General features: G+C 61.0%; 16 protein-coding genes. 4 read left to right on the top strand and 12 right to left on the bottom strand.

What is annotated here, in order from left to right; translation table 11 throughout:
- Positions 1–11: 11 nt before the first annotated feature.
- The 12 genes from recD to rppH all read right to left on the bottom strand — a co-directional run bounded on the left by recD (position 12) and on the right by rppH (position 18,654).
- Entirely contained in the window at positions 12–1,862 is a 1,851-nt protein-coding gene (gene recD, locus ACJ8QI_RS21055) for an exodeoxyribonuclease V subunit alpha (RefSeq protein ID WP_442533032.1), read from the bottom strand.
- A complete protein-coding gene (gene recB / locus ACJ8QI_RS21050) occupies positions 1,859–5,410 on the bottom strand; it encodes an exodeoxyribonuclease V subunit beta (protein WP_442533031.1) in 3,552 nt (1,183 codons plus the stop codon). Before recB ends, recD begins: the two co-directional genes overlap by 4 nt.
- On the bottom strand, positions 5,407–8,295 hold the full coding sequence (ptrA, locus tag ACJ8QI_RS21045) for a pitrilysin (protein ID WP_070913928.1): 2,889 nt from the start codon (positions 8,293–8,295) through the stop codon (positions 5,407–5,409). Before ptrA ends, recB begins: the two co-directional genes overlap by 4 nt.
- 232 nt (positions 8,296–8,527) lie before the next feature.
- The gene (gene recC, locus ACJ8QI_RS21040; RefSeq protein ID WP_442533030.1) at positions 8,528–11,899 is read right to left on the bottom strand and encodes an exodeoxyribonuclease V subunit gamma; all 3,372 of its coding nucleotides are present in this window, start codon (positions 11,897–11,899) and stop codon (positions 8,528–8,530) included.
- Between the two features lie 32 nt (positions 11,900–11,931).
- Positions 11,932–12,288 (bottom strand): prepilin-type N-terminal cleavage/methylation domain-containing protein, encoded by a 357-nt coding sequence (locus ACJ8QI_RS21035; RefSeq protein WP_442533029.1) that lies wholly within the window; start codon positions 12,286–12,288, stop codon positions 11,932–11,934.
- Complete coding sequence (locus ACJ8QI_RS21030) at positions 12,278–12,724, bottom strand: YgdB family protein (RefSeq protein ID WP_087763673.1); 447 nt, start codon at positions 12,722–12,724, stop codon at positions 12,278–12,280. Before ACJ8QI_RS21030 ends, ACJ8QI_RS21035 begins: the two co-directional genes overlap by 11 nt.
- Complete coding sequence (locus tag ACJ8QI_RS21025; RefSeq protein ID WP_070913907.1) at positions 12,721–13,299, bottom strand: prepilin peptidase-dependent protein; 579 nt, start codon at positions 13,297–13,299, stop codon at positions 12,721–12,723. Before ACJ8QI_RS21025 ends, ACJ8QI_RS21030 begins: the two co-directional genes overlap by 4 nt.
- Positions 13,293–13,796 carry a prepilin peptidase-dependent protein gene (locus ACJ8QI_RS21020; protein WP_442533028.1) on the bottom strand — a complete coding sequence of 168 codons (504 nt, stop codon included), beginning with the start codon at positions 13,794–13,796 and terminating at the stop codon, positions 13,293–13,295. The genes ACJ8QI_RS21025 and ACJ8QI_RS21020 overlap by 7 nt, the downstream gene beginning before the upstream one ends.
- Before the next feature lie 174 nt (positions 13,797–13,970).
- Positions 13,971–14,765, bottom strand: a complete 795-nt coding sequence (gene thyA, locus ACJ8QI_RS21015) for a thymidylate synthase (RefSeq protein ID WP_016929918.1) — start codon at positions 14,763–14,765, stop codon at positions 13,971–13,973.
- A 7-nt stretch (positions 14,766–14,772) separates the two neighbouring features.
- Positions 14,773–15,645 carry a prolipoprotein diacylglyceryl transferase gene (gene lgt, locus ACJ8QI_RS21010; RefSeq protein ID WP_015378920.1) on the bottom strand — a complete coding sequence of 291 codons (873 nt, stop codon included), beginning with the start codon at positions 15,643–15,645 and terminating at the stop codon, positions 14,773–14,775.
- A 222-nt stretch (positions 15,646–15,867) separates the two neighbouring features.
- A complete protein-coding gene (ptsP, locus tag ACJ8QI_RS21005; protein WP_038878700.1) occupies positions 15,868–18,114 on the bottom strand; it encodes a phosphoenolpyruvate--protein phosphotransferase in 2,247 nt (748 codons plus the stop codon).
- 12 nt (positions 18,115–18,126) lie between these two features.
- Positions 18,127–18,654: an RNA pyrophosphohydrolase gene (gene rppH / locus ACJ8QI_RS21000; RefSeq protein ID WP_004931849.1), complete on the bottom strand. Its 528-nt coding sequence runs from the start codon at positions 18,652–18,654 to the stop codon at positions 18,127–18,129.
- A gap of 696 nt (positions 18,655–19,350) precedes the next feature.
- Here rppH and mutH point away from each other — a divergent pair.
- From mutH to ACJ8QI_RS20980, 4 genes are all read left to right on the top strand, one after another.
- The gene (gene mutH, locus ACJ8QI_RS20995) at positions 19,351–20,037 is read left to right on the top strand and encodes a DNA mismatch repair endonuclease MutH (RefSeq protein ID WP_197830806.1); all 687 of its coding nucleotides are present in this window, start codon (positions 19,351–19,353) and stop codon (positions 20,035–20,037) included.
- 100 nt (positions 20,038–20,137) lie between these two features.
- A complete protein-coding gene (locus tag ACJ8QI_RS20990; RefSeq protein WP_049273516.1) occupies positions 20,138–20,854 on the top strand; it encodes a TerC family protein in 717 nt (238 codons plus the stop codon).
- 155 nt (positions 20,855–21,009) lie between these two features.
- Positions 21,010–21,228, top strand: coding sequence for a YgdI/YgdR family lipoprotein (locus ACJ8QI_RS20985; RefSeq protein WP_038878690.1), 219 nt, complete (start codon positions 21,010–21,012; stop codon positions 21,226–21,228).
- A 206-nt stretch (positions 21,229–21,434) separates the two neighbouring features.
- Positions 21,435–22,475, top strand: coding sequence for an NADP(H)-dependent aldo-keto reductase (locus ACJ8QI_RS20980; RefSeq protein ID WP_060423007.1), 1,041 nt, complete (start codon positions 21,435–21,437; stop codon positions 22,473–22,475).
- Positions 22,476–22,506: the final 31 nt, after the last annotated feature.

Raw genomic sequence — 22,506 nt, 5'->3', positions numbered from 1 at the left:
CCCTTCAACGCTTATTCCGTCGCCTGCAGCCGTTCAGCCAATCCGCTGCGACGCTGAGTCGGCATACGAATGGCCCGCAGCAACACCGCCTCCGTGGCATACAGCGAGAGCTGCTTACGCGCGCGAGTGATCGCGGTATAGACCAGCTCACGCGTCAGCACCGGCAGGAAGTGATTCGGCAACACCAGGACCGTATGGTCAAACTCCGATCCCTGAGATTTGTGCACCGTCATGGCATAGGCGGTTTCATGCGCCGGCAAACGGCTCGGCTGCACCGACTTGATGCTGCCGTCCGGCAGTTGGAAATGCACGCGCAAATCGCCGTGCTCATCCGGCAGCGTAATGCCGATATCCCCATTGAACAGCCCCAGCGCGCTGTCGTTGCGGCCGATCATCACCGGCCGCCCCCGGTACCAGCGGCCGAGCACGCCCGGTTTGCGGTCGATCAGACCGGCACGCTGCAGCCCGAGCTCAATACGATCATTCAAGCCGGCGACGCCGAATGGCCCTTCACGCAGCGCGCACAGCACCTGAAAACGGCCAAAGGCCGCCAGCACCGCCGCCGTGTCCGCGCCTTCGGCGGTCAGCCGCAAATAGTCGCGATAGCCCGCCACGCAGGCATCCAACAGCGCCTGATACTCTTCACTCGTCGCCAGCGCATAGCCCGTGACATCGCCGAAACTGCCGTTTAATGCCGCCAGCGCGCGATCCCCCGCCCCGGCATTGACCGCCAACGCCAGCTGACCGATGCCGGAACGGGCATCGAAACGGTAGCTCTTGCGCAGCAGACACAGGCTGTCGCGCACCGCCGCTTCCGCATCGGCCTGCTGCCCTGCGAGCGAACAGCCGGTCAGGCGGCTCAGCTCTGCGGCACGCGCGTCGCTGTATCCCTGCTCGGCAAAGCGGCAAATATCTCCCAGCACCGCGCCGGCCTCCACCGAGGCCAGCTGATCGCGGTCGCCGAGGAAAATCACCCGCGCCCGATCGGGCAACGCGGCAATCAGGCGTGCCATCATCGGCAGATCGACCATCGAGGCCTCATCCACCACCAGCACATCCAAATGCAGCCGGTTGCCACGGTGATAGCGCATGCGCTGACTGTTCGGTTGCGCCCCCAACAGACGGTGCAACGTCGCCGCCTCCGTCGGGAACAGCGCCTGCTGCGCCGGGGTCAGCGCCAACTGGCGGCTGGCGCTGCCAAGCGACTCCGTCAGGCGCGCCGCCGCCTTGCCGGTCGGTGCCGCCAGCTGAATGCGCAAGCGCGCGCCTTCATCCAGCTGCACCAGCGCCGCCAACAGCTTGGCGACGGTGGTGGTTTTACCGGTGCCAGGCCCGCCGGAAATGACCGCGATACGCCGCGTGGCGGCCACTGCGGCGGCGATCTTCTGCCAATCGGGCTCGTCACTCGCCGCGCCGAACAAGCGGTCGAGAATAATGCGCAGCTCAGCCTCCGGTACCGCCAGCGACTCGCCTTCGCCGCCGATAAACGCCGCCACTTCACCTTCGTTTTGCCACATGCGCTGCAGATACAGGCGCGGCCCGCGCAGCACCAGCGGCGTAGCGCTACTGCCGTCACCGACCGCTGCGCTGGCCGCCAAACGCTGCTGCCAACGCGCGCTATCCGGTCGCCCGGCCGCCTCCCACACCGCCAACGCCAACGCCGGCTGGCGCCCATCAAACAGCGTGTCCGCCTGCAGTTGCTCCAGCATCAGACAGACGTGGCCGGCCCCCGCCTCTGCGCTCAGGCAGGCGGCGGCCAGCAAAATATCGGGCTCGTCTTCGTTCGCCACCACGCGGGCGAACTGCACGTCCAGCGGGCGCAGCACGCCAAGCGCCACCGCCTGCTCCAGCAGTGCGATCATGATCCTTCCTCCGTCGCCGCAGCTTCGCCGCTGAACAAGCGATCCATCCCCTCCACCAGCTCAAACTCGGGGAGACAGGTGAAAATGCCGTTGCCCGGGTGCGCCGCATCCACGCCGCGCAGGAACAGATAAATCACCCCGCCAAAATGGCGCCGATAATCGTAATCCGGCAACCGATGACGCAGATAACGATGCAGCGCCAGCGTATACAGCTGGTATTGCAGATCGTAACGATGCTCCGCCATCGCCTGCTCCATCGCCGGCCGGGTATAGGCGCTACTGTCTTCCCCCAGCCAGTTGGACTTGTAGTCCAGCAGGTAGTATTTGCCCTGCCAGCAGAACACCAGGTCGATAAAGCCTTTCAGCATGCCCTGTACCTGATGAAAATCCAGCTCCGGACAGCGGGCGGAAAGCGGATCGTAACGCTTCACCAGGGCATCGAGCTCCTTCGCCTGCAACAGCCGGTTGATCGGCAAATAGAACTGCAGCTCGGCCTGCTTGTGCTGCGGCGTCAGCGCCGCCAGCGTCACGCCGCTGTCGGCAAGCGGCGTATTGAGCAATACCCGCATCCACGCCAGCAAAATCGGCTGCCAATGTTCGGCGAACCCGTGCTGTTGCAGCTGCGCCAGCAGCCACTGTTCGTCCAGCGGCTGAGTGAAGTCCAGCGTTTCGAACAGGCTGTGCAAGAAGGTGCCGGGCGTTGCGCCGCGCGGGAAGGTATGCGGTGTGAGCGCTGGCTCACTTTCTTCCCCGCGCTCGCCCGCGGCGTCGACATCCAGACGCGGCAGCAGATCCTGCATCAGGCTCGCGCCGTGCTGTTGCAAACCGGTATAGCTGGTCACTCGCCAAAAATCCTGGATCCGCCGGGTAAAGTTTTTCGCCGCCAGCGCTTCAGCCAGCGCCACCTGGGGCTGCCAGGGCGCCTCGTCCGGCGGTTCCACCAGCGACAGCGCAATGCCGCCGCCCGCCAGTTGCTGCAGCCGCTCCTGCAGATACGCGGCGTCGCCGGCCTGCCCGCCCTGCACAAGATAACCCAATGCGCTGCGGTGCAGATCGGTCTCGCCCTGTTTCTTGCGCGTGCCCTGGAACAACGGCGCGATGCCGATGCTGCAGTGGTACACCGAGCGGGTCAGCGCCACGTACAGCAGACGCAGGTCTTCCGCCAACCGCTCCTCCTCCGCCCAGGCCTGGCTCTCTTCATTGGCGTCGAGATCCAGCAATGCCTGGAAGCTGTGGCGATCGTGATACAGCGCCTGTTGCTGCTGGCGGAAATTGCCGACGAACGGCAGCCATACCAAATCGAATTCCAGCCCCTTGGACTTGTGGATGGTGATCACCTGCACCAGATGCCGGTCGCTCTCCAGCCGCAGCTGTTGATTGTCGGACTGGCGATTAGGCTGGGCAATCTGCTGCGCCAGCCAGCGAACCAGCGCATGCTCGCTGTCGAGCTGCGCCGCCGCCTCTTGCAACAGCTCCCCCAGGTGCAGCACGTCGGTCAAGCGACGCTCGCCGCCGGCGCTGGCCAGCAGGTTCTCCGCCAGCTGGCGCGCTTTCATCACCTCGCTCAGCATCGGCAACACGCCGCGGCGCAGCCAGAGCGTGCGGTAATTGTCGAATTCATTAACCAACGCGTCCCAGGCGCGCTCATCACGGCTCAGGCCGTCCAGCGTCGGCGCGTCCAGCCCCATCAGCCCGGTAGCCATGGCGCTGCGCAGCGTGCGCTCCTGTTCCGGCGCCAACACCGCCTGCAACAACCACAGCAGGTCTTTGGCCTCCGGGGTGTCGAACACGCTATCGCGGTTGGACAGATACACCGACGGAATGGACAGCGCGCTCAGCGCATCGCGCACCAACGCCGCCTCATTCCGGCTGCGCACCAGCACTGTGATATCGGAGGCTTGTACCGAACGAGGCTCCTTGCCGCCCTGCAGCCACGCCTGGCCCTGCTGCCCGGCGCTGAGCCAGTCGCGAATTTGCGTGGCGCACAGGCGCGCCATCAACTGTTGGTAATCACTTACACCGACGCCTTCCCCCTGCTGCAGCCAGAACTGCATCGCCGCTTGCGGCTTGCCGTGCAGGTCAAACGCCAGCCCTTGGTTCTTTTCCGCCGCGCTGACCTCGATAAAGGGGATTTGGCCGAACAGGAAAGGCTTTTCTACCTGAGAAAACAGGTGATTGACGCTGGCGACCATCGACGGCGACGAGCGCCAGTTGGTCTCCAGCGTATAGTGGGCGCTCACCTCTGAACGCGCCCGCATGTAAGTAAAAATGTCGGCACCGCGAAAGGCGTAAATCGCCTGCTTGGGATCGCCGATCAGCAGCAGGCCGCAATCGGGCCGGCCGACGTAAAGCTTTTGGAAAATACGGTATTGCTGCGGATCGGTATCCTGGAATTCATCGATCATCGCCACCGGGTAGCGCTGACGGATCGCCTGTGCCAGCTGTTCACCACCGCCGCTTTGCAGGGCGCCGTCCAGCCGGCTGAGCAGGTCGTCAAACCCCAGCTCGGCGCGCTGGCGCTTTTCCTGCTGAATGGAAGTGCGGATCTCGCTGAGCGCACGCGCCATGATCAGGTCGCGCAGCGTCAACGGCTCATCGAACAGCTCGTCGATCGCCGTGAACAGCACATGCCGCGGCGGCTCGCCTTTCTTGGTCTTCTCCAGCAGCACCGACTGGCGAAATTTATCCAGTTCCTTCGGCAGCTGATAGTCCTGAGTCTCCTGCCCGCTCCATTCGCCGACCTTGTTCAGCCAGTTCGGCAGGTGCTTGCTGCTGTAACTGCGCTTATCGACGCCGGACTGGGCGATCAACGCCTCCAGATCGCCCGCCGCCGCCCGCCATTGCGCCTTGATGGCGTCGATACGCGCGACGATCTGCTCGTGGCGCATCAGGACGGTTTCTTCGTCCTTCGGCGGGCGACGCAGCGCCGGCGCCTCACCGTGCAGATAGCCGGAAAGATCGGCCAGCAACGCTTCCGGGCCGCTCCACTCTTGGCTGACCGCACGCGCCACGCCCAGCGGCAACGGATAGCAGTGGCGACGCCAGAAGTCGGCACAGGCCTGCCGCCGCAGCGGCAGCTCGTCCTGCACCAGCGTTTGTTCAAACAGCATGCCGGACTCGAAGGCGTTGTGCGTCAGCATTCGTTGGCAAAAGCCGTGAATGGTGTAGATCGCCGCTTCATCCATCTGCCGCTCCGCCGCCAGCAACTGCGAGGCGGCGTCGGTCAAATCGTCAATTTCAGCCATCAGCGCCGAAAACAGCGGGTTGGCGCTGACGCCCCGCACGCAGGCGATGCGTAATCCGTGAATGTTGTCGCGGATACGCCCGCGCAGCTCCTCGGTGGCGGCCTCGGTAAAGGTCACCACCAGGATTTCTTCTACCGTCAGCGGGCGAGGAAACGCCGCTTCACCGCCCAACCCCAGCAGTAAACGCAGGTACAGCGCGCCGATGGTAAAGGTTTTGCCGGTGCCCGCCGACGCCTCGATCAGGCGTTCGCCGAACAGCGGCAGCGTCAGCGGCTCCAGCCTCTGCGGGGCCGTTTCCGTCATGGCGTCGCCACTTTGCGCGGTAGGATCTGCTGCAATGCAGACGCGTTCGGATAGGTGACCCAGTCCTTAGGCGCCGCGTAATCCGCCTTGTCTTGCCCGCTGCCGCTCACCTGTGACAGCACCGCCAGCCCCTGTGGCTGGATCACCGCCTGGTGGAAATAATCCGCCAGCTTGGCCGGCGTCAGCTGCTGCACCTGCGCGATCAGCTTCTGACGGGTATCGAAGGCGAAATTGCCGCGATCGAAATCGTTGGCGAACCGGCTGGCCTCTTCGCTCAGGGTTTGCGGCCGCTGCTTCAGCTCATTGATGAGCGCCTGTTTGTACTGCTCAAAGTCCGCCTCGCTCATGTCGCGCAAGCGCTTCTCGGTTTTCGGGTAGAAATCCTGATAACGCTGGTACAGGTAGGCCGGCTGCTTGCTGTTGCTCTGCAACAGGAAGCCCACGCCCCACTGGCGCCCCACCGACATCGGGAAGGCAAAGACCGCATACCCCAATTGCTCCTGAGTGCGCAGTTGGCTATAGAACCACGGCTGAATAATCTGCCCCAGCAGCGAGCTGTAGGCCATGCCGGTCACTTCGTCGTAGCCGGTCGGCACATAGACCGCCGCCAGCGCCGAGTCAGTGCTGCTGCCCACCTGTTGCAGGTTGGCCAGCTGATTCTTGTCCACCACCACGTCTTCGCCGTGCCACCATTCGATGCCGGTACAGCCCAGGCGATGTTTCAGCGTCGACGCCAGCGTGTCGACCTGCTGCTTGCTCATGTTGCCCACCACCAATAGCTCTGGCGTGGCCTCGGCCAGCAGGCTATCGCGATAGGCCAGCACGTCTTTCAGCGTCAGCGTCTTCAGCACTTCGCGGCGCTCGCTGCGTTCGGAATACGGCACGCGGGAAACCATCTGCACCGGCTGAATGGCCAGCTCAAACGCCTTGCCCTTCTCGGCGGCGTCCAACTGTTCCAGATACCAGGATTTGGCCTGCGCCAGCTGATCTTCCGTCGGCGTGAAGCTGGAATAGCCCTCGATCAGCGCCGTCAGCAACTGCGGCAAACGCTGGGTAAAACCGTTGGCGTTAAACATCAGGCCGTTGTTCGGCGAGGTCGAGAAGCTCAGTCCGCCGACCGATGCCTGATAGCTAAGCTGATCCAGCGCGAGGCCGGCCAGATAATCCGTCAGCGAGAACAGCACCTGGTTACGCGCGGAATCCATGGTTTTGGCGTTGCGGAAAGCGACGGTGACGTCGGCCTTCGGCTCGTCGGCGAAGTAACGGCTCGGCATGTACAGCACGCGCAGGCCAGGTTTATCCACCACCATTTCCGGCTTTTTGAACTCGTGCGACGGCTTGGTCAGGGTAAAGTCATCCGGGATGTACGGGTTGAGCGCTGGCAACGACAGGGAAATGCCGCTGCCCAGCTGCTGCCACTGCGTAAAACGCTGCGGCGTGATTTTGTCGACCTGGTAAGGCGCGTTGACGAAATAGGCCGTCTTGTTGTGCGGCTCATCCGGGCTAACGAACCAGATGCGCGCGTTTTGCGGCGTCATGGCATCCAGACGTTCGGCGATCGCCTTAGGATCATAACGATCGGCCAGGTAAGGCGCGTCCAGCGCATGCTCAACCGGCACGCGCAGCATGGTGTCCACCAGCCATTCGATGTAGTCCATGTCGCGCGTGATCGACGGATAACGGAAATCCAGGTTCAGAACATGCGAGATTTCATCGAAGTAGCTCTGCTTGATGCCTTCGCTGCGCAGCATTTTCAGGTAGTTGAAAATGGCGGCGACGACTTCGTCGCGCTGGGCCAGGCCTTTGTCGGTCAGTGAAACGCTGATGGCGAAGACGCCGCCGTTGCGATCGACCATCGGATCGGCGCCGGCATTGATGGCGTCCGCCAGCCCCTGCTTCTGCAACCAGTCAGACAGGGTGTTCTTGCTGCGGTTGCCGATCAGGTAGCTGATGTAGGTATCGGTTTTGCTGCGAAACGCGGCGCTGTTGTTATCGATGCGGAACTCGACCTTCAGCTGCTTGCGCGGCTGCGCCGGCACATAGTGAATGATGATGCCCTGCTGTTCCGGCGTCACGGCCGGCACGGTGATCGGCGGCACGCTGGCGTCGTGATTCGGCACGCGGCCAAAGGTTTTTGCCGCAATATCAGCCAGCTGCGACAGTGGCTGATTGCCGTACAAAACGCCCATCATCAGGTTGGCGGAGTAGTAGCGTTTATAGAAGCCGGTCAGCTCATCGTGCAACTTGCTGTCCGGCTTGTCTTTCAGCGTATCGAGATTACCGCCGGAGAAGCGCGCGCTCGGATGCGCCGGGTTAAGGGTTTCCGCGCCGACCTGCGCCATACGCATGCCGTCGCGCGAACGTGCCATCGTCAATTCGGCGTTCACCGCGTTGCGCTCGCGATCGGCATTGCCCGGATCCAGCAGCGGCTCGGCAATGGCGTCGGCCATGCGATCGACCGCCGGCTCCAGCGCGTCATTTTCCACTTCCAGATAGAAGGCAGTGCGATAAGAGGCCGTGCTGGCGTTGTGGCTGCCGCCGTGCTTTTTCAGGAATTCGGACAGGTTCTCCGGCTCTGGGTAACGTTTGGAGCCCATCAGTACCATATGCTCCAGATAGTGCGCCAAGCCCAGTTGGCTGTTCGGATCTTCGAGTGACCCGACCGGCAATGCCAGCGCCGCCAGCGATTTCGGTGCCTGGGCATCGGACACCAGCAACACCGTCATGCCGTTAGCCAACTTGATCGCTTCATACTGACGTGGATCGTGTTCGCTCTTGTTGATCTTCTCCGCCAGCGGTTGCCATCCTTGCGCGGCCCAACTCAACGGTGCCCAACACATAGCCAATAATACCAGCCCGGCGATACGGGCCAACTGTCTGCGCATATCCAAAATAAACCCCTATTCTGACGTCGCTACGCCCACTCCCTGACGTTGGCGACGTGCATCAAAACCACATAATCAAATCGGTACTCGCCGGGTTCTTCGCCAATGTGGCGGCCCGAAACACGGCGGGTATATGCCTGTACGTTATGTAAGACCGGGAATTACCCCAATGGTTGAATATAACCTTCGTTATTTTTACCACCTCCCGCCGCACAGCACCACCGGGGGATTGTTACCCCAGGTTATGCCGCGCCACCGGCAACAGATAACGCTCTGTTTCGGCCAGTATTTGCGCCAAGTATTCATTATCCAATTGGCGGAACACTCGCTGCACGTAGGGGTCCTCCCCTTCTCCGGGAATGCGCTGATCGCCCTGCCAGGCCTGCAGCAGTTTGGCGCGTGCCTTAATTTGCGCTTCTTCCTCCCAGTCGATTTCCTGCGTTTCCGGCAGATAGCACTGACTTAGCCACGCCCAGCCGCTCTTGTTCAACAGCAGCAGCGGCTGACTCAGACCGCGCTGATAGCCCGCCAGCAGTTCCGCCAGCTGCGCCTGCGCCTCTTCTGGCGCCAGCGCGGCAAAGCGCCAGGCGGAATTCTTGCGGCCATACATGCGGCTCTCGCCGGTGCCGCCGGCGCAGCAGTACACCAGGTGCTCCAGCCACAGCAATATGCCGTCCACCGCCGACAGCGTAGCGGGCCGCCAGCGCAGCAGGCCGTCATCCTGCACCTGATGCAGCCAGCCGCTGAGACGTACGCCGGCGATATCGATATCCAGCTCCAGGCTATGGCTCTCTGCGCGTTCCGCACGCACCTGCTCGGCCAGTTCGCTCATCTCCTCCTGCTGCTTTTGCCAATAGATTTCGCCGAAGGCGCCATAGGGCAAGCCGCCGGCGGCGCGCACCCGCTGGAACAACCGTTCGGGATCGTCGCCGTCTATCAGCGTATTCAGCAGCTGGCTGTTGAACTGGTAGCGGCTGAGGTTATCCAGCGTGAAGGGTTCTTCGTCGGGCAGCTCGGTCTCTTCCAGGATAAAACTGACGCCCAGCCGCAGTTGGAAAAATGCGCGAATCGGATGGCGGTAAAATCGCAGCAGCTCATCCAACGATATTTGCTGCAGCGCTTCGGCAGGCAGCGGCTGGTTGAACGCCGGATGCGCCGCACCGCGCCCATCGGCGGCGGGCAGCCACTCGGCGGCATAGCTTTGCACCTCCGAGCCCGGCAAGAAATTCTCGGCGGCGAACGGCATGCGCGCGTGCCACTTCAGCAAGTGCTCACCAACCCGCCGGGCGCTGTCGTCTGCGCTGAGTTCCTCATCTCCCGGCAGACAATAGCTTTGCTCCAGGTACTCCAGCAGCTCGGTGACCAGCACCGAAGGGTAGCGCGGGCTGTTGTCTTGAATGGAACGGCCGATGAAACTGATATACAGCCGCTGCTGAGCGGACAAAATCGCTTCCAGGAACAGATAGCGGTCGTCATCGCGACGGCTACGGTCGCCGCGTTTGACCTGCTGCGCCATCAGATCGAACCCCAGCGGCGGCAGCGTGCGCGGATACACGCCGTCGTTCATGCCCAGTAGGCACACCACCTTGAACGGAATGGAACGCATCGGCATCAGCGTACAGAAGTTGATTTGCCCGGCGAGGAAGCGCTGGCTGATGCGCTCCTGATCGAGGCGCGCCGCCAGATCGTCGCGCAGAATGGTCAACGGCACCTCGTCGGGATAGCGCGCCGCCAGGCCAAAATTGATGGCCTGCTGCCACTGCTGTTCGATCAGCGCCAGCACAACTTCGGTGTCGCTGTCCGCAGCGAAGAAGGCATCCAGCAGTTGCCGGCACAGCGGCAGCCACGCTTCGAGCGGGCGCGCTTCGCTCAAGATTTGCCGCCAGTGGCTGAGCTGCGCCAGCAGATCCGCCAACTGCCCCGCCAACTCGGCGACCAATCCGCTCGATTCGTCATAAGGTAAAATGCCCTGCCAATCGCCGGCATTGCTGTCCATCGCGTAGCCGAGCAGCATGCGCGTAATGCCGAAACGCCAGGTATGCTGGCCGGTGGCGGGCAGATCCAGTTCGCGCACGTTATCGTCGTCCAGGCCCCAGCGCACGCCGGATTCACCGACCCAATGACGCAACAGGCGCAGCCCCTCTTCGCCAATGGCGAAACGGGCGGCCAGGGCCGGCACCTCCAGCAGCGCCAGTACCTGTTCTGAGGTAAAGCGGCTTTGCGGCAGATCGAGCAGTGAAATGAACGCCTGCAGCGCCGGATGCGCCTGGCGCGCTTTACGGTCGGAAATGGCGAACGGCAGGTAGCGCTCGGCGGGGGCATTGCCGAACACCGCCTGAATGTAAGGCGTGTAGCTGTCGATATCCGCCACCATCACGATGATATCGCGCGGCGTCAACGACGGATCCTGCGCCAGCATGCTCAGCAACTGATCGTGCAAAACCTCCACTTCCCGCTGCGGGCTGTGGCAGGCATGCAGGCTGAGGGAGCGGTCGTTCTCATCAAGCGGACGTTTGCTGAAGCTGCTTTCCAGCGTTTCCGCGGTAATACCGATTACCGCATGGTCTTCCAGCTCCAGCATATCGCGCTGAACGGCGTGCAGCATGGTATCGGCCGGGATATCGACAAAGGCGTCGACCTCTTGCGCCCCTTCCATCTGCGACAGCAGATAGAGGTGATCGCGCCCCAGCTTGCCCCAGGAGGCCAACAGCGGGTTGCTGAGCTGCTGCTGGCCTTCGGCGTCAAACAGGCGCGCCGCGTCATCCGGCTCGCGGAACAGTCCCTGCTCACGAGCCTGGTGGTAGTGACGGCGCTTGCGGCTCTGCAAGCGAGCCAGGAAAGCGTAATCCTGAATGTCGCCCCAGTAATAGCGACAGGGGTTGGTGAACATCAGGTGGATATCGATATGCCGCCCCAGCGCCTGCAGCGCCTCCAAATAGACCGGCGGCAACGCCGAGATGCCGCAGATAAACACCCGCGGCGGCAAACCGGGCGGGCACGTTTTTGCCTGCTCCAGCGCGTGGATAAAGCGGCTGTACAGATTGGCACGGTGCCATTCAGGCTGCCCCAGCTCTTGCGTGTACTCCACCAATCGCGCCCAGAGCGGCGCCTGCCATTGCTGAGCTTCCGCCAGACCGTCGATATGCTCACCGCGCTGCCAGCTCTCCAGCCACTGCGGGCGATAAACCAAATACTGGTCGAACAGGTCGGCGACCCGGCCGGCCAACTGGTGGATCTTGCGCTTGTCGCCGTCATCGGTCAGATAGTGCTGCAGTGGCGCAAACGCCGGCTGGGTCAGCATCTCCGGCAACAACCACATCAGCTTCCAGGTCATGGCGTCCTTGCTGAAGGCGCTCTCTTTCGGGATATCCGGCAACACCCGGGTGAACATGTCCCAAATAAAGGTCGCCGGCAGCGGAAACGCAACATTGGCGGCGATGCCGAACTGTTCCGCCAGCTGCATCTGCAGCCATTGCGCCATGCCAGGGCTCTGCACCAGCACCACTTCCGGTTGAAAAGGATCGGCCAACGGATCTCTGGCTATCAGCGCGCTGGTCAGCGTTTTCAACAAATCCAGCTGATTGGAATGATAAACCGTGAACATCAAGGCTCCTTTAAAACAAAAGACATACCGGCTTAAAAGCGGGTGCAATACCAGCGGCTCAGCGTTGCCCACTGCCGCTGCGGCGTTTGGATCCTGATCGTCAATCGGCGGCAATCACTCTCGGCATCGTCAAGCGCCGTCTCGCGTCGCCACCCTTCCGGCAGCGGTTCAGCCTCGAGCCGCCCGGTGGCGGCAAACGCCTCCAGCTGCTGATGCGCCAGCCCCCAGGCTTGCCGGTAGTGCCACTGGCGCTGAAACGACTGCAACAGCACCTGATGATACTGTAACAAGCCCAGCAGCGACACCGAGAACAGCAAGGCCGCCACCAACACTTCCGGCAGGCTGAAGCCGTTGCGGGATAGCCGTCCAGCCCGAGCGTTAGCCGTCACAGTCGGCCAGCCTTTTCTCGGGGCAAAAATCCAGCCGACCGCCCGGCTGTGCTTGCACCTTGCCAGCGGCCTCCGCGCCGTTAAAGGTGCCCCATTGATACAGCCATAGCGGTTCACCGCCGCGCATCTCGCCAAGGCCGCGTACCGTCACAACGCCCGCTCTGGCAGACAGCCGAGCGCAGGCCGTCAGCTCCGCGCGCTGCCTGCATAACCAGGCCGCCGCACTCAGCTCAGCGCGTGGCCAGCGCTGGCTCATGCCCCAACTCAGCGCCGAAGCGGCCTGATTGTAAGCCTGAAGGTAACGCTGCTGATCGGCAGCCAGTAACAGCGCGTTATCCAACTGCCGATGCTGAGCGTTAAGCAACATCAGTCCGAGCGCCAACAACAGCATCACCGCCGCCAGGGTGCTACCGCCTCGCTGGGTGCGCCGGTTCATGGCAGCGCCGCCATTTCGACGCTCCCGCTCAGGCTGCGCCCGATACGCGCATCGCTGGCGGAGCGCCCCGCCAGCGTCAGGCGAGCCAAGGTCGCGCCGTGATTGCCCCGCTCTATCGCCACATGAAACCGCTCAATGCGCACCTCGTCATGGTCGAGTAGCCGCTCCCAGCCACCGCCATCGCATTGGCTCACGCCGCGCTGCCCTTCCAAGCCGCCATTGCGCAGCCGGTAACCGAAATAGCCTGCATCCTCGCCCGAAGTGAGCCATTGCCCGCTGCGAGCAATGTCGTAGGCGACGATAACGCAGCTGCCCGCCGCTTCTCCCGCAGCCTGGCCGATCAGCAGCGGCCGGCCGGCGCACTGCCCGGCGCAAAAACCGGCGCGGCGCAGATCTTTCTCAATGCCGAACGCCAACTGCCGCAGCGTTGACTCCAGCCGAAAGTGCTGGCCGACGGCCACGCTTTGCTGGCGCAACAGCGGGTAAGTTTTCGCCGCGCCGAGCGCGATTACGCTGCCGAAGACCAACGCCAACATCACCTCCGGCAAGGTAAAACCGCGTTCTAAAGTCAACATAGCGCCATGCCCCTGAGCCGCTGCCCTTCGCTGCACAAACGCAGCCGCCCACGGGCGGAGAGCACCAACCGCAGGCTGCCTGCATCGTTGCTGAGAAGGATGTGCCCCGCCTGTGCGGTATTGCGCAAACCGTAAAACCCAATCTCTTTGCCGGTGTAGCCGCTCAGCGCAACGTCGCGATAAGACGGCGAGAAGACAGAGCCTTCGGCGGAAGCGCAATCCGGCGGCGGCACGCCACCGCCCAGACACCAGGGCGTGCCGTTCTTGAACCACAGCAGCGTCGTGCGGTTACGCCAGTTGGCGTCCGCCTGCAAGCGCATCAGAAACGCCAGCAGCTGTTGGGCCGTATGTTCCAGCCGTAGCGCTTGCTGATGATAGCGCCATTGCCCGACGCCCCAGCCGGTCAGCATGGCGGCGATCAATATCGCCGCCAACAGCTCAATCAACGTCATGCCACGCTGGCGATCATCAATGTTCGAGAGAGTATTGTCGTTCATGCCGCCAGTGTAAGGGCCGTAACAACGCGGTAAAGCCACATGCGCAAGCGCTGCGGCAAGCTGCGCAATGTTTCCTCTACGACGGCAGGCGGCGACAAAAAAATGCGGCGCGGTGCGCAATGCGGATAAAAAAAGGGGCGCAATCGCTGCGCCCCTGATGTGATGCGGTTAAGGTCAGATCGCGACCGGCGCCTTGATGGCCGGATGCGGATCGTAACCTTCGATCTCGAAGTCTTCGAAACGGTAATCGAACAGCGAAGCCGGTTTGCGTTTGATCACCAGTTTCGGCAACGGACGCGGTTCACGCGTCAGCTGCAGCTGAGTCTGTTCCATGTGGTTGCTGTACAGGTGGGTATCGCCGCCGGTCCAGACGAAATCGCCCACTTCCAGATCGCACTGCTGCGCCATCATGTGCACCAACAACGCGTAGCTGGCGATGTTGAACGGCAGGCCGAGGAAGACATCGCAGGAGCGCTGGTACAGCTGGCAAGAGAGCTTGCCGTCCGCTACGTAGAACTGGAAGAACGCGTGGCACGGCGCCAACGCCATCTGATCCAGCTCGCCGACGTTCCAGGCGGAAACGATGATGCGGCGCGAATCCGGATCCTGCTTCAGCTGTTGGAGCACGTTGCTCAGCTGATCGATCTGACGGCCGTCCGCTGCGCCCCAGGCACGCCACTGTTTGCCGTACACCGGGCCGAGATCGCCGTTTTCATCGGCCCACTCGTCCCAAATGGTGACCTTGTTGTCACGCAGGTAGGCGATGTTGGTATCGCCGTTCAGGAACCATAACAGCTCATGAATGATCGAACGCAGATGACATTTTTTGGTGGTCACCAACGGGAAACCTTCCTGCAAGTTGAAACGCATCTGGTGGCCGAAAATCGACAACGTGCCAGTGCCGGTACGGTCGGCTTTAGGGGTGCCCTCGGCGAGCACCTTGTTCATCAAATCCAGATACTGTTTCATTTGTCCCTCACGACAGTTGTTGCTGCGGGCGACGACGGTACGCCCAAATCATCATAATAACACCGGCCACCACCATCGGGATGGACAGGATCTGCCCCATGCTGATCACGCCGTCGAACAAGCCAAGCTGGGCATCCGGCTGGCGGAACGCTTCAACGATGATGCGGAATGCGCCATAACCGATCAGGAACAGGCCCGATACGGCGCCCATCGGCCGCGGCTTGCGAATAAACAGGTTCAGAATGATAAACAGCACCACGCCTTCCAGCAGCAGTTCATACAGCTGCGACGGGTGGCGCGGCAGTACGCCGTACTGGTTCAGCAGCGGCAGCAGAGAAGGATCGGCGGCGGCGAGGGCCACGTCTTCGCTGCGCGAGCTTGGGAACAGCATTGCCCAAGGGGTATCGGTGGTCACGCGGCCCCACAGTTCACCGTTGATGAAGTTGCCGAGGCGGCCGGCACCCAGACCGAATGGGATCAGTGGCGCGATAAAATCGGAAACCTGGAAGAAGGTGCGTTTGGTGCGGCGAGCGAACCAGAACATCACCAGAATCACCCCCATCAAGCCGCCGTGGAACGACATGCCGCCATCCCAGACCTTGAACAGATAGAGCGGGTTATCCAGGAACAGCGGCAAGTTGTAGAACAGCACATAGCCTACGCGGCCGCCGACGAATACGCCCAGGAAACCGGCGTAGAGCAGGTTTTCAACTTCGTCTTTGGTCCAGCCGCTGCCCGGCTTGTTGGCGCGGCGCACCGCCAGCCACATGGCAAAAACGAAGCCGACCAGGTACATCAGGCCGTACCAATGCAAAGAAACCGGGCCAATGGAGAAAATGACCGGATCAAATTTAGGAAACGCCAGATAGCTATTGCTCATCTATCACCACAACATGTCTGTTATTTTTCCCCATGCGGGGGCGGCAGGTGCCAAGCGGCGACGGAGATTATCCCGCGCCTTGCAAACGGCAGCGTTAGCCGCTGTGGTGTGCAAGGCGACGAGCATGCGCCGCGCTGAGGTTGCGCATCATAACATAGGCTTAGCGCGGTCCGGTCCGGCAGGGCGGGAAAAGTTCTGTAAAAAAATCACACCGCACGGCGGCTATCGGCCCCCGCGGATCAGCCCGCCCATGCCGCGCCGCTCCATAAACGCCGCCACCAGATGGCGCACTTCGGTGGTCATCTGGGTGTTCAACACCCGCTGCGCCAGCACTTCGGCGTCGGCAAGGTCGATATGCCGCAGCAGGTATTTGATGCGCGCCACGCTGCGGCCGTTCATGCTCAGATTACGATAGCCCATACCCACCAGCAACAGCGCGCCCATGGGATCGCCGGCCAGCTCACCGCAGAGGCTAAGCTGCAACCCGGCTGCTTTCCCCTGCTCGGCAATCAATCTCAGCACCTGCAACATCGCGGGATGCAAACTGTCGTACAACGAGGCGACCCGGGTGTTGTTGCGATCCACCGCCAGCAGGTACTGCGTCAAGTCGTTAGTGCCGACCGAGATGAAATCAACGCGACCGGCCAGATGCGGGATCAGGAAAATCATCGACGGCACTTCCAGCATCACGCCGATTTTCGGTTTCGGGATCGCGTAGCCGAGCACTTCTTCCACCTCGCGCCCGGCGCGGTCAATCAGGCGCTTAGCCTCGTCGACCTCTTCCAGGCTGGTGACCATCGGCAGCAGAATGCCCAGGTTGCCGGTGCCGGCGTTGGCACGCAGCATCGCGCGCACCTGAATCAAAAAGATCTCCGGCTGATCCAGGGTAATACGGATGCCGCGCCAGCCCAGGCAAGGGTTCTCTTCGCTGATCGGCATATAAGGCAGTTGCTTGTCGGCGCCGATGTCCAGGGTGCGCAGCGTGACCGGCTTGCTCGGGTAAAGCTGCAGCATGCCCTGGTACTGCGCGACCTGCTCCTCTTCGGAAGGGAAGCCGCTTTGCAGCATGAACGGGATTTCGGTGCGGTATAGCCCCACGCCATCCACCCGGCCGCCCAACAGCTGTTCATGTTCAGGGCTGAGGCCGGCATTCAGCATCACCTGAATGCGCTCGCCGCTTTTCAACTGCGCCGGCTGCTCGACGTCGTCTTCCGCCAGCTTGCTCAGCTCCAGCTCTTCGCTGATCAGCCGTTGATATTCCTGCACCAGTACCGGCTCAGGATCGACCAGCAGTTCACCGCGATAACCGTCGACGATCAGCAACCGCTGGCTGAGCAGAGAAGGCTGGATGTCGGCGCCCATCACCGTCGGCACCCCCATCGCCCGCACCAGAATCGCCGCATGCGAGTTGGCGGCACCGTCGCGCACCACCACGCCGACCAGGCGATCCTGCGGCACTTCGGCCAGCAATGTCGCGGTCAGTTCATCCGCCACCAGCACAAAACGCGCCGGCCACTGGGTGGCCCCCTGGGTGGTGTCGTCGAGGTGGAACAGCAGGCGCTGGCCCAGCGCGCGCAGGTCGCTGCCGCGCTCGCGCATGTAGGTGTCCTGCAGTTTGGCGAACTGCTCGGCAAAGGTTTCTATTACCTGTTTCACCGCCCACTCCGCCACCGAACCGTTGTCGATTTCGGCGAACAGTTCGCGCTTGAGACGGGCGTCGTTTAACAGGTGAGAATAAAGATCGAAGATCGCCGCGCTCTCTTTTTGCGAACTGGCGGCAAAACGCTTGCTGAAGCGGCGAAACTCCGCGCCGGCCTCTTCCAGCGCCAGCGTCAGGCGCTCGCGCTCGCTGGCGGTGTCCAGCGTCGACGCGCGGTAAACCTGATCGAGCGAAGGCTGGCTGCTGTCCTGCCATCCTTCCGCCACCGCCACGCCGGGCGAAGCCGCCAGCGCGCGCACGCGCGTTTGGCGATACTGGCCGAAAATGGCGTTGAGCTGCGACTGTGACAGGATCCCGGCCATCTGCGTGGCCAGGGTGACCATGAAAGACTCTTCGCTTTCGTCGAACTGGCGCAGTTCGCGCTGCTGCACCACCAGCACGCCCAGCAGCTGGCGCCGATGAATGATCGGCACCCCAAGGAAGGATCGGAAACGATCCTCTTTCACCTGCGGAACGTATTTGAAACTGGGGTGGCTTTGGGCATCGGCCAGGTTGATAGGCTCGGCCCGGCGGCCGACCAACCCGACGACGCCCTCGTCAAACGCCAATGCGATAGTGCGCCCGCGCGGCTTTTTCAGCCCGCGCGTGGCCATCAGGTAGTAACAGCGGCGATCGTTGTCCGCCAGGTAGATGGAACACACTTCGGTGTCCATCGCCAGACAGGTTTCATTGACCAGCAGATCCAGCGCATCCGTCAGACTGGCCGCCGCGGCCACCTTCTCTACAATTTCTCGCAAGCGCGTGAGCATAGTCGGCTTAACTTAACCTCTCTTTCGGCGATAAGCGGGGGCCTGCCGCGGCGCCGCCTGCTCTTGCATCGGCATCACGGTCACGGCGAATTCTTTCATCACCCGGCGGTAGACGTCACGTTTGAACGACACCACCTGGCGCACCGGATACCAGAAGCTCACCCAGCGCCAACCGTCGAACTCCGGCGTGCTGCTGCGCTGCATATTGATATCAGCGTCATTGCACAGTAGCTGCAACAAAAACCATTTTTGCTTTTGGCCGATACAAACCGGCTTTGTGTCCCAACGCACCAAACGTTTCGGCAATTTATAGCGCAACCAGTTGCGGGTCGAAGCCAGGATGCGCACATCCTTTTTACTCAGCCCCACTTCTTCGAACAGCTCACGGTACATCGCCTGCTCCGCAGTTTCGCCAGGGTTAATCCCACCTTGGGGAAACTGCCAGGAGTGCTGACCGTAACGGCGGGCCCATAAGACCTGCCCCTGACGATTACAGATTACGATACCAACATTCGGGCGGTAGCCATCATCATCGATCACCGGACTACCTCGATAAGCTTAAATTCGCATAGATGTCCTGATTGTTTCACACAAGCTACAGGCGGTAAACCACTGCTTTACGGCGCTGCGGACCGGATAACATTAGGATAACTCACAGATATAGGCAAAGTTATAAACATACCCCAGCCTTTCGGGCCGGTTTTATTCACTTTTTCTGTGGATAGGTGTGTGCAGAACTCGAGGGATAAGCCGGTACAACTCTTAAACCCCAAAATCCCCCACCGCCCCCAAAAACACATATTTATTTTAAAAACATATGTTTAATTAATGCCGCATCATTATATACAGGGTAAAAATGTGATCTATGCACGGTAAGGATCTTACCCTGGCGAAAGATCCACCAACGCCGTTTTTATCCACAGATTATCCGAGCAAGTTACGCACAAAACGGACAAATTCGTAAAAAACCGCCCGAGTCAAGGCTGTAAATTGAACCAGTGATCGGTAAAAATTTGGGTTATCCCATAAATCTGTGGATAAATAGGTGTAAGATCCTGTTTATTGTCGGTGGCTTCAGGTGAACAAGCCCCGCCAGTGCATTGCCTCCCCCGCAAGGAAATTAAAAAAGTCATGTAAAATCATGCTACTATTATTCTTTTCCCCAGGCGATGACGGTTATCGTTCGTCGTGCATAATTGCAGTACGTTTTTCAACCAAATTCGACAGGCTTGATTTATGGCGTTTTTATCCCCTTTGCCGCCCCCGCCGGAAAATGAACGGCAGCTGTTCGAGCGTGCTCAGGCGCTGGCCGGCGCCAGCTTTGGCGAGCTGGCCGACCGCGCACAGCTGCCGATCCCCAAGGATCTGAAGCGCGATAAGGGCTGGGTGGGCATGCTGCTGGAGCTGTACCTCGGCGCCATGGCCGGCAGCAAACCGGAGCAGGACTTTCCCGAACTGGGCATCGAGCTGAAAACCATTCCTGTCGACGCCGCCGGCAAACCGCTGGAAACCACTTTTGTCTGCGTCGCCCCGCTCACCGGCAACAGCGGCGTCACCTGGGCCAGCAGCCACGTTCGCCACAAGTTGGCGCGCGTCTTGTGGATACCGGTAGAAGGCGAACGGCAGATCCCGCTGGCCGAACGCCGCGTCGGCTCGCCGCTGCTGTGGAGCCCGAGCGCCGCAGAAGAAGAGAGTCTGCGCCGCGATTGGGAAGAGTTGATGGATCTGATCGTACTCGGCCACGTAGAGCGCATCACCGCGCGCCACGGCGAAGTGTTGCAGCTGCGCCCCAAAGCCGCCAACAGCAAGGCGCTCACCGAAGCCATCGGCGAACAGGGGCAACCTATCATGACGCTGCCGCGCGGTTTCTATCTGAAAAAGAGTTTTACCGGCGCGCTGCTGGCAAGACATTTCTCAATCTAAGCGATTTCGTTTAACTCTGGTTTAGCTAACCCTGTCAGCGCCACGATAAACGCGTATAATTCACGCTTTGCATTTATTAAGTATTAAGGTGTGCCGGGCAATGTTCGAATGGATTATGGATCCCAATGCCTGGTTAGCGTTAGGTACGCTAACCATTCTTGAGATCGTACTGGGTATTGATAACATCATTTTTCTGTCGCTGGTGGTGGCCAAGCTGCCCAAAGCGCAACAGAACAAAGCTCGCCGGCTCGGTCTGGCCGCCGCCATGATTATGCGCCTGGCGCTGTTGGCCTCCATCGCCTGGGTGATCCGCTTGACGCACCCGCTGTTTACCGTGTGGGATCACGCCATTTCCGCCCGCGATCTGATCCTGCTGTTGGGGGGGCTGTTCCTGATCTGGAAAGCCAGCAAAGAGATCCACGAAACCATCGAAGGCACGGAAGAAGAGCACCACACCAAGGTGCACAGCTTCTTCGGCGCGATCGTGCAGATCATGCTGCTCGATATTATCTTCAGTCTGGACTCGGTGATTACCGCCGTGGGCCTTTCCGACCATCTGTTCATCATGATGGCGGCAGTAGTGATCGCCGTCGGTGTGATGATGTTCGCCGCCCGGCCGATCGGTGAGTTCGTCAATCGCCATCCGTCGGTGAAAATGCTGGCGCTGGCGTTCCTGATCCTGGTGGGCTTCACGCTGATGCTGGAAAGTTTCCAGGTGCACGTGCCGAAAGGCTACATCTACTTCGCCATGTTCTTCTCGATGTCGGTAGAAGCGCTCAATCTGATGCGCAGCAAGAAAAACCGCTCGCCGGAATAGCCCTACCCGGAAGCCGCCATCGGCGGCTTCCATCGCTTCGTTGACCTCTCATTTCACTTTTTCTTATCAGATAAAGACTTATCTGAGACGCCCTTCGCCGAGAGTTTGCTAATCTTGAAATAACAACCTTTTCTGGATAATCGAGGATCCGCAGGATGAAAAAGTGGGTAATGGCAGTGTCTGCGCTGGTGATGGTGGCCGGCCTGGCGGGATGTTCCAGCGACTACGTGATGGCGACCAAAGACGGCAACATGATCCTGACGCAAGGCAAGCCAGAGATCGACAAAGATACTGGCCTCATCAGCTATAAAGACGAGAAAGGCAACCACCGCCAGATCAACGGCGATCAGGTTTCCCAGGTTATCGAACGCTAATCACCGCCCGCCGGCTATCGCCCGCGCGTGCGCGGTAGCCCTCATTCGTGTCCGCACGGAATCCGCTTCCCCCATCTTCACCGCTTGGTTATAGTCAGGAAAGGCGACATCGCCGCCCGACGGACTTTGCGCCGTCTTCTGACATTGGGCTCCTGTTTCACCGGGCCGCGCGGCCCGTCAGCGCTAACAAGAAAGGAAGGCCGTTAATGCAATACCACCGTATTCCCCACAGTTCTTTAGAAGTGAGCGTGCTGGGACTGGGCACCATGACCTTTGGCGAACAGAACACCGAAGCCGACGCCCATGCGCAACTGGACTATGCATTGGCCGCAGGCGTGAACCTGATAGATACCGCCGAACTGTATCCGGTGCCGCCCCGCCCGGAAACCCAGGGCCTGACCGAGAGCTATATCGGCAGCTGGATCAAGGCACGCGGCAATCGCGAAAAAATCGTCCTGGCCAGCAAAGTCTCGGGCCCGGTGCGCGGCACCGACAGCAGCATCCGCCCGCAGCAGGCGCTCGATCGCAAGAACATCCGCGCCGCTCTCGACGCCAGCCTCAAGCGGCTGAACACCGATTATCTCGATCTTTACCAATTGCACTGGCCGCAGCGCGCCACCAACTGCTTTGGCAAACTCAACTATCAATACACCGATGACAAAGCTACGGTTACGCTGCTTGAAACGCTGGAGGCGCTGACCGAGCAGGTGCGCGCCGGCAAGATTCGCTATATCGGGGTTTCCAATGAAACGCCCTGGGGCGTGATGCGCTACCTGCAGCTGGCGGAGAAACACGAGCTGCCGCGCATCGTGTCGATTCAAAACCCGTACAGCCTGCTGAACCGCAGCTTTGAGATTGGCCTGGCCGAGATCAGCCAGCACGAAGGGGTGGAACTGCTGGCCTATTCCAGCCTGGCGTTCGGTACTCTGAGCGGCAAATACCTCAACGGCGCTAAACCGGCCGGTGCGCGCAATACGCTGTTCACCCGCTTCAACCGTTATTCAGGGCAGCAAACCCAGCTGGCGATCGCCGAGTACGTGGCGCTGGCCAAAAAACACGGGCTGGATCCTTCGCAGATGGCGTTGGCCTTCGTGCGTCAGCAGCCGTTCGTCGCCAGCACCCTGCTGGGCGCCACCACGGTGGAGCAGTTGAAAATCAACATCGACAGCCTCGATGTGGTATTGGATGAGGACGTGCTGCAGGCGCTGGAAGAGATCCATACCCGGTTTACCATTCCGGCACCTTAATACAGCCGGGGCGCAGCCTGGCTGCGCCCCG

The sequence above is a fragment of the Serratia sp. CY84636 genome (assembly GCF_052166245.1).
GTDB classification, from domain to species: domain Bacteria; phylum Pseudomonadota; class Gammaproteobacteria; order Enterobacterales; family Enterobacteriaceae; genus Serratia; species Serratia nevei.
This window is presented reverse-complemented; position numbering and strand designations above follow the sequence as displayed.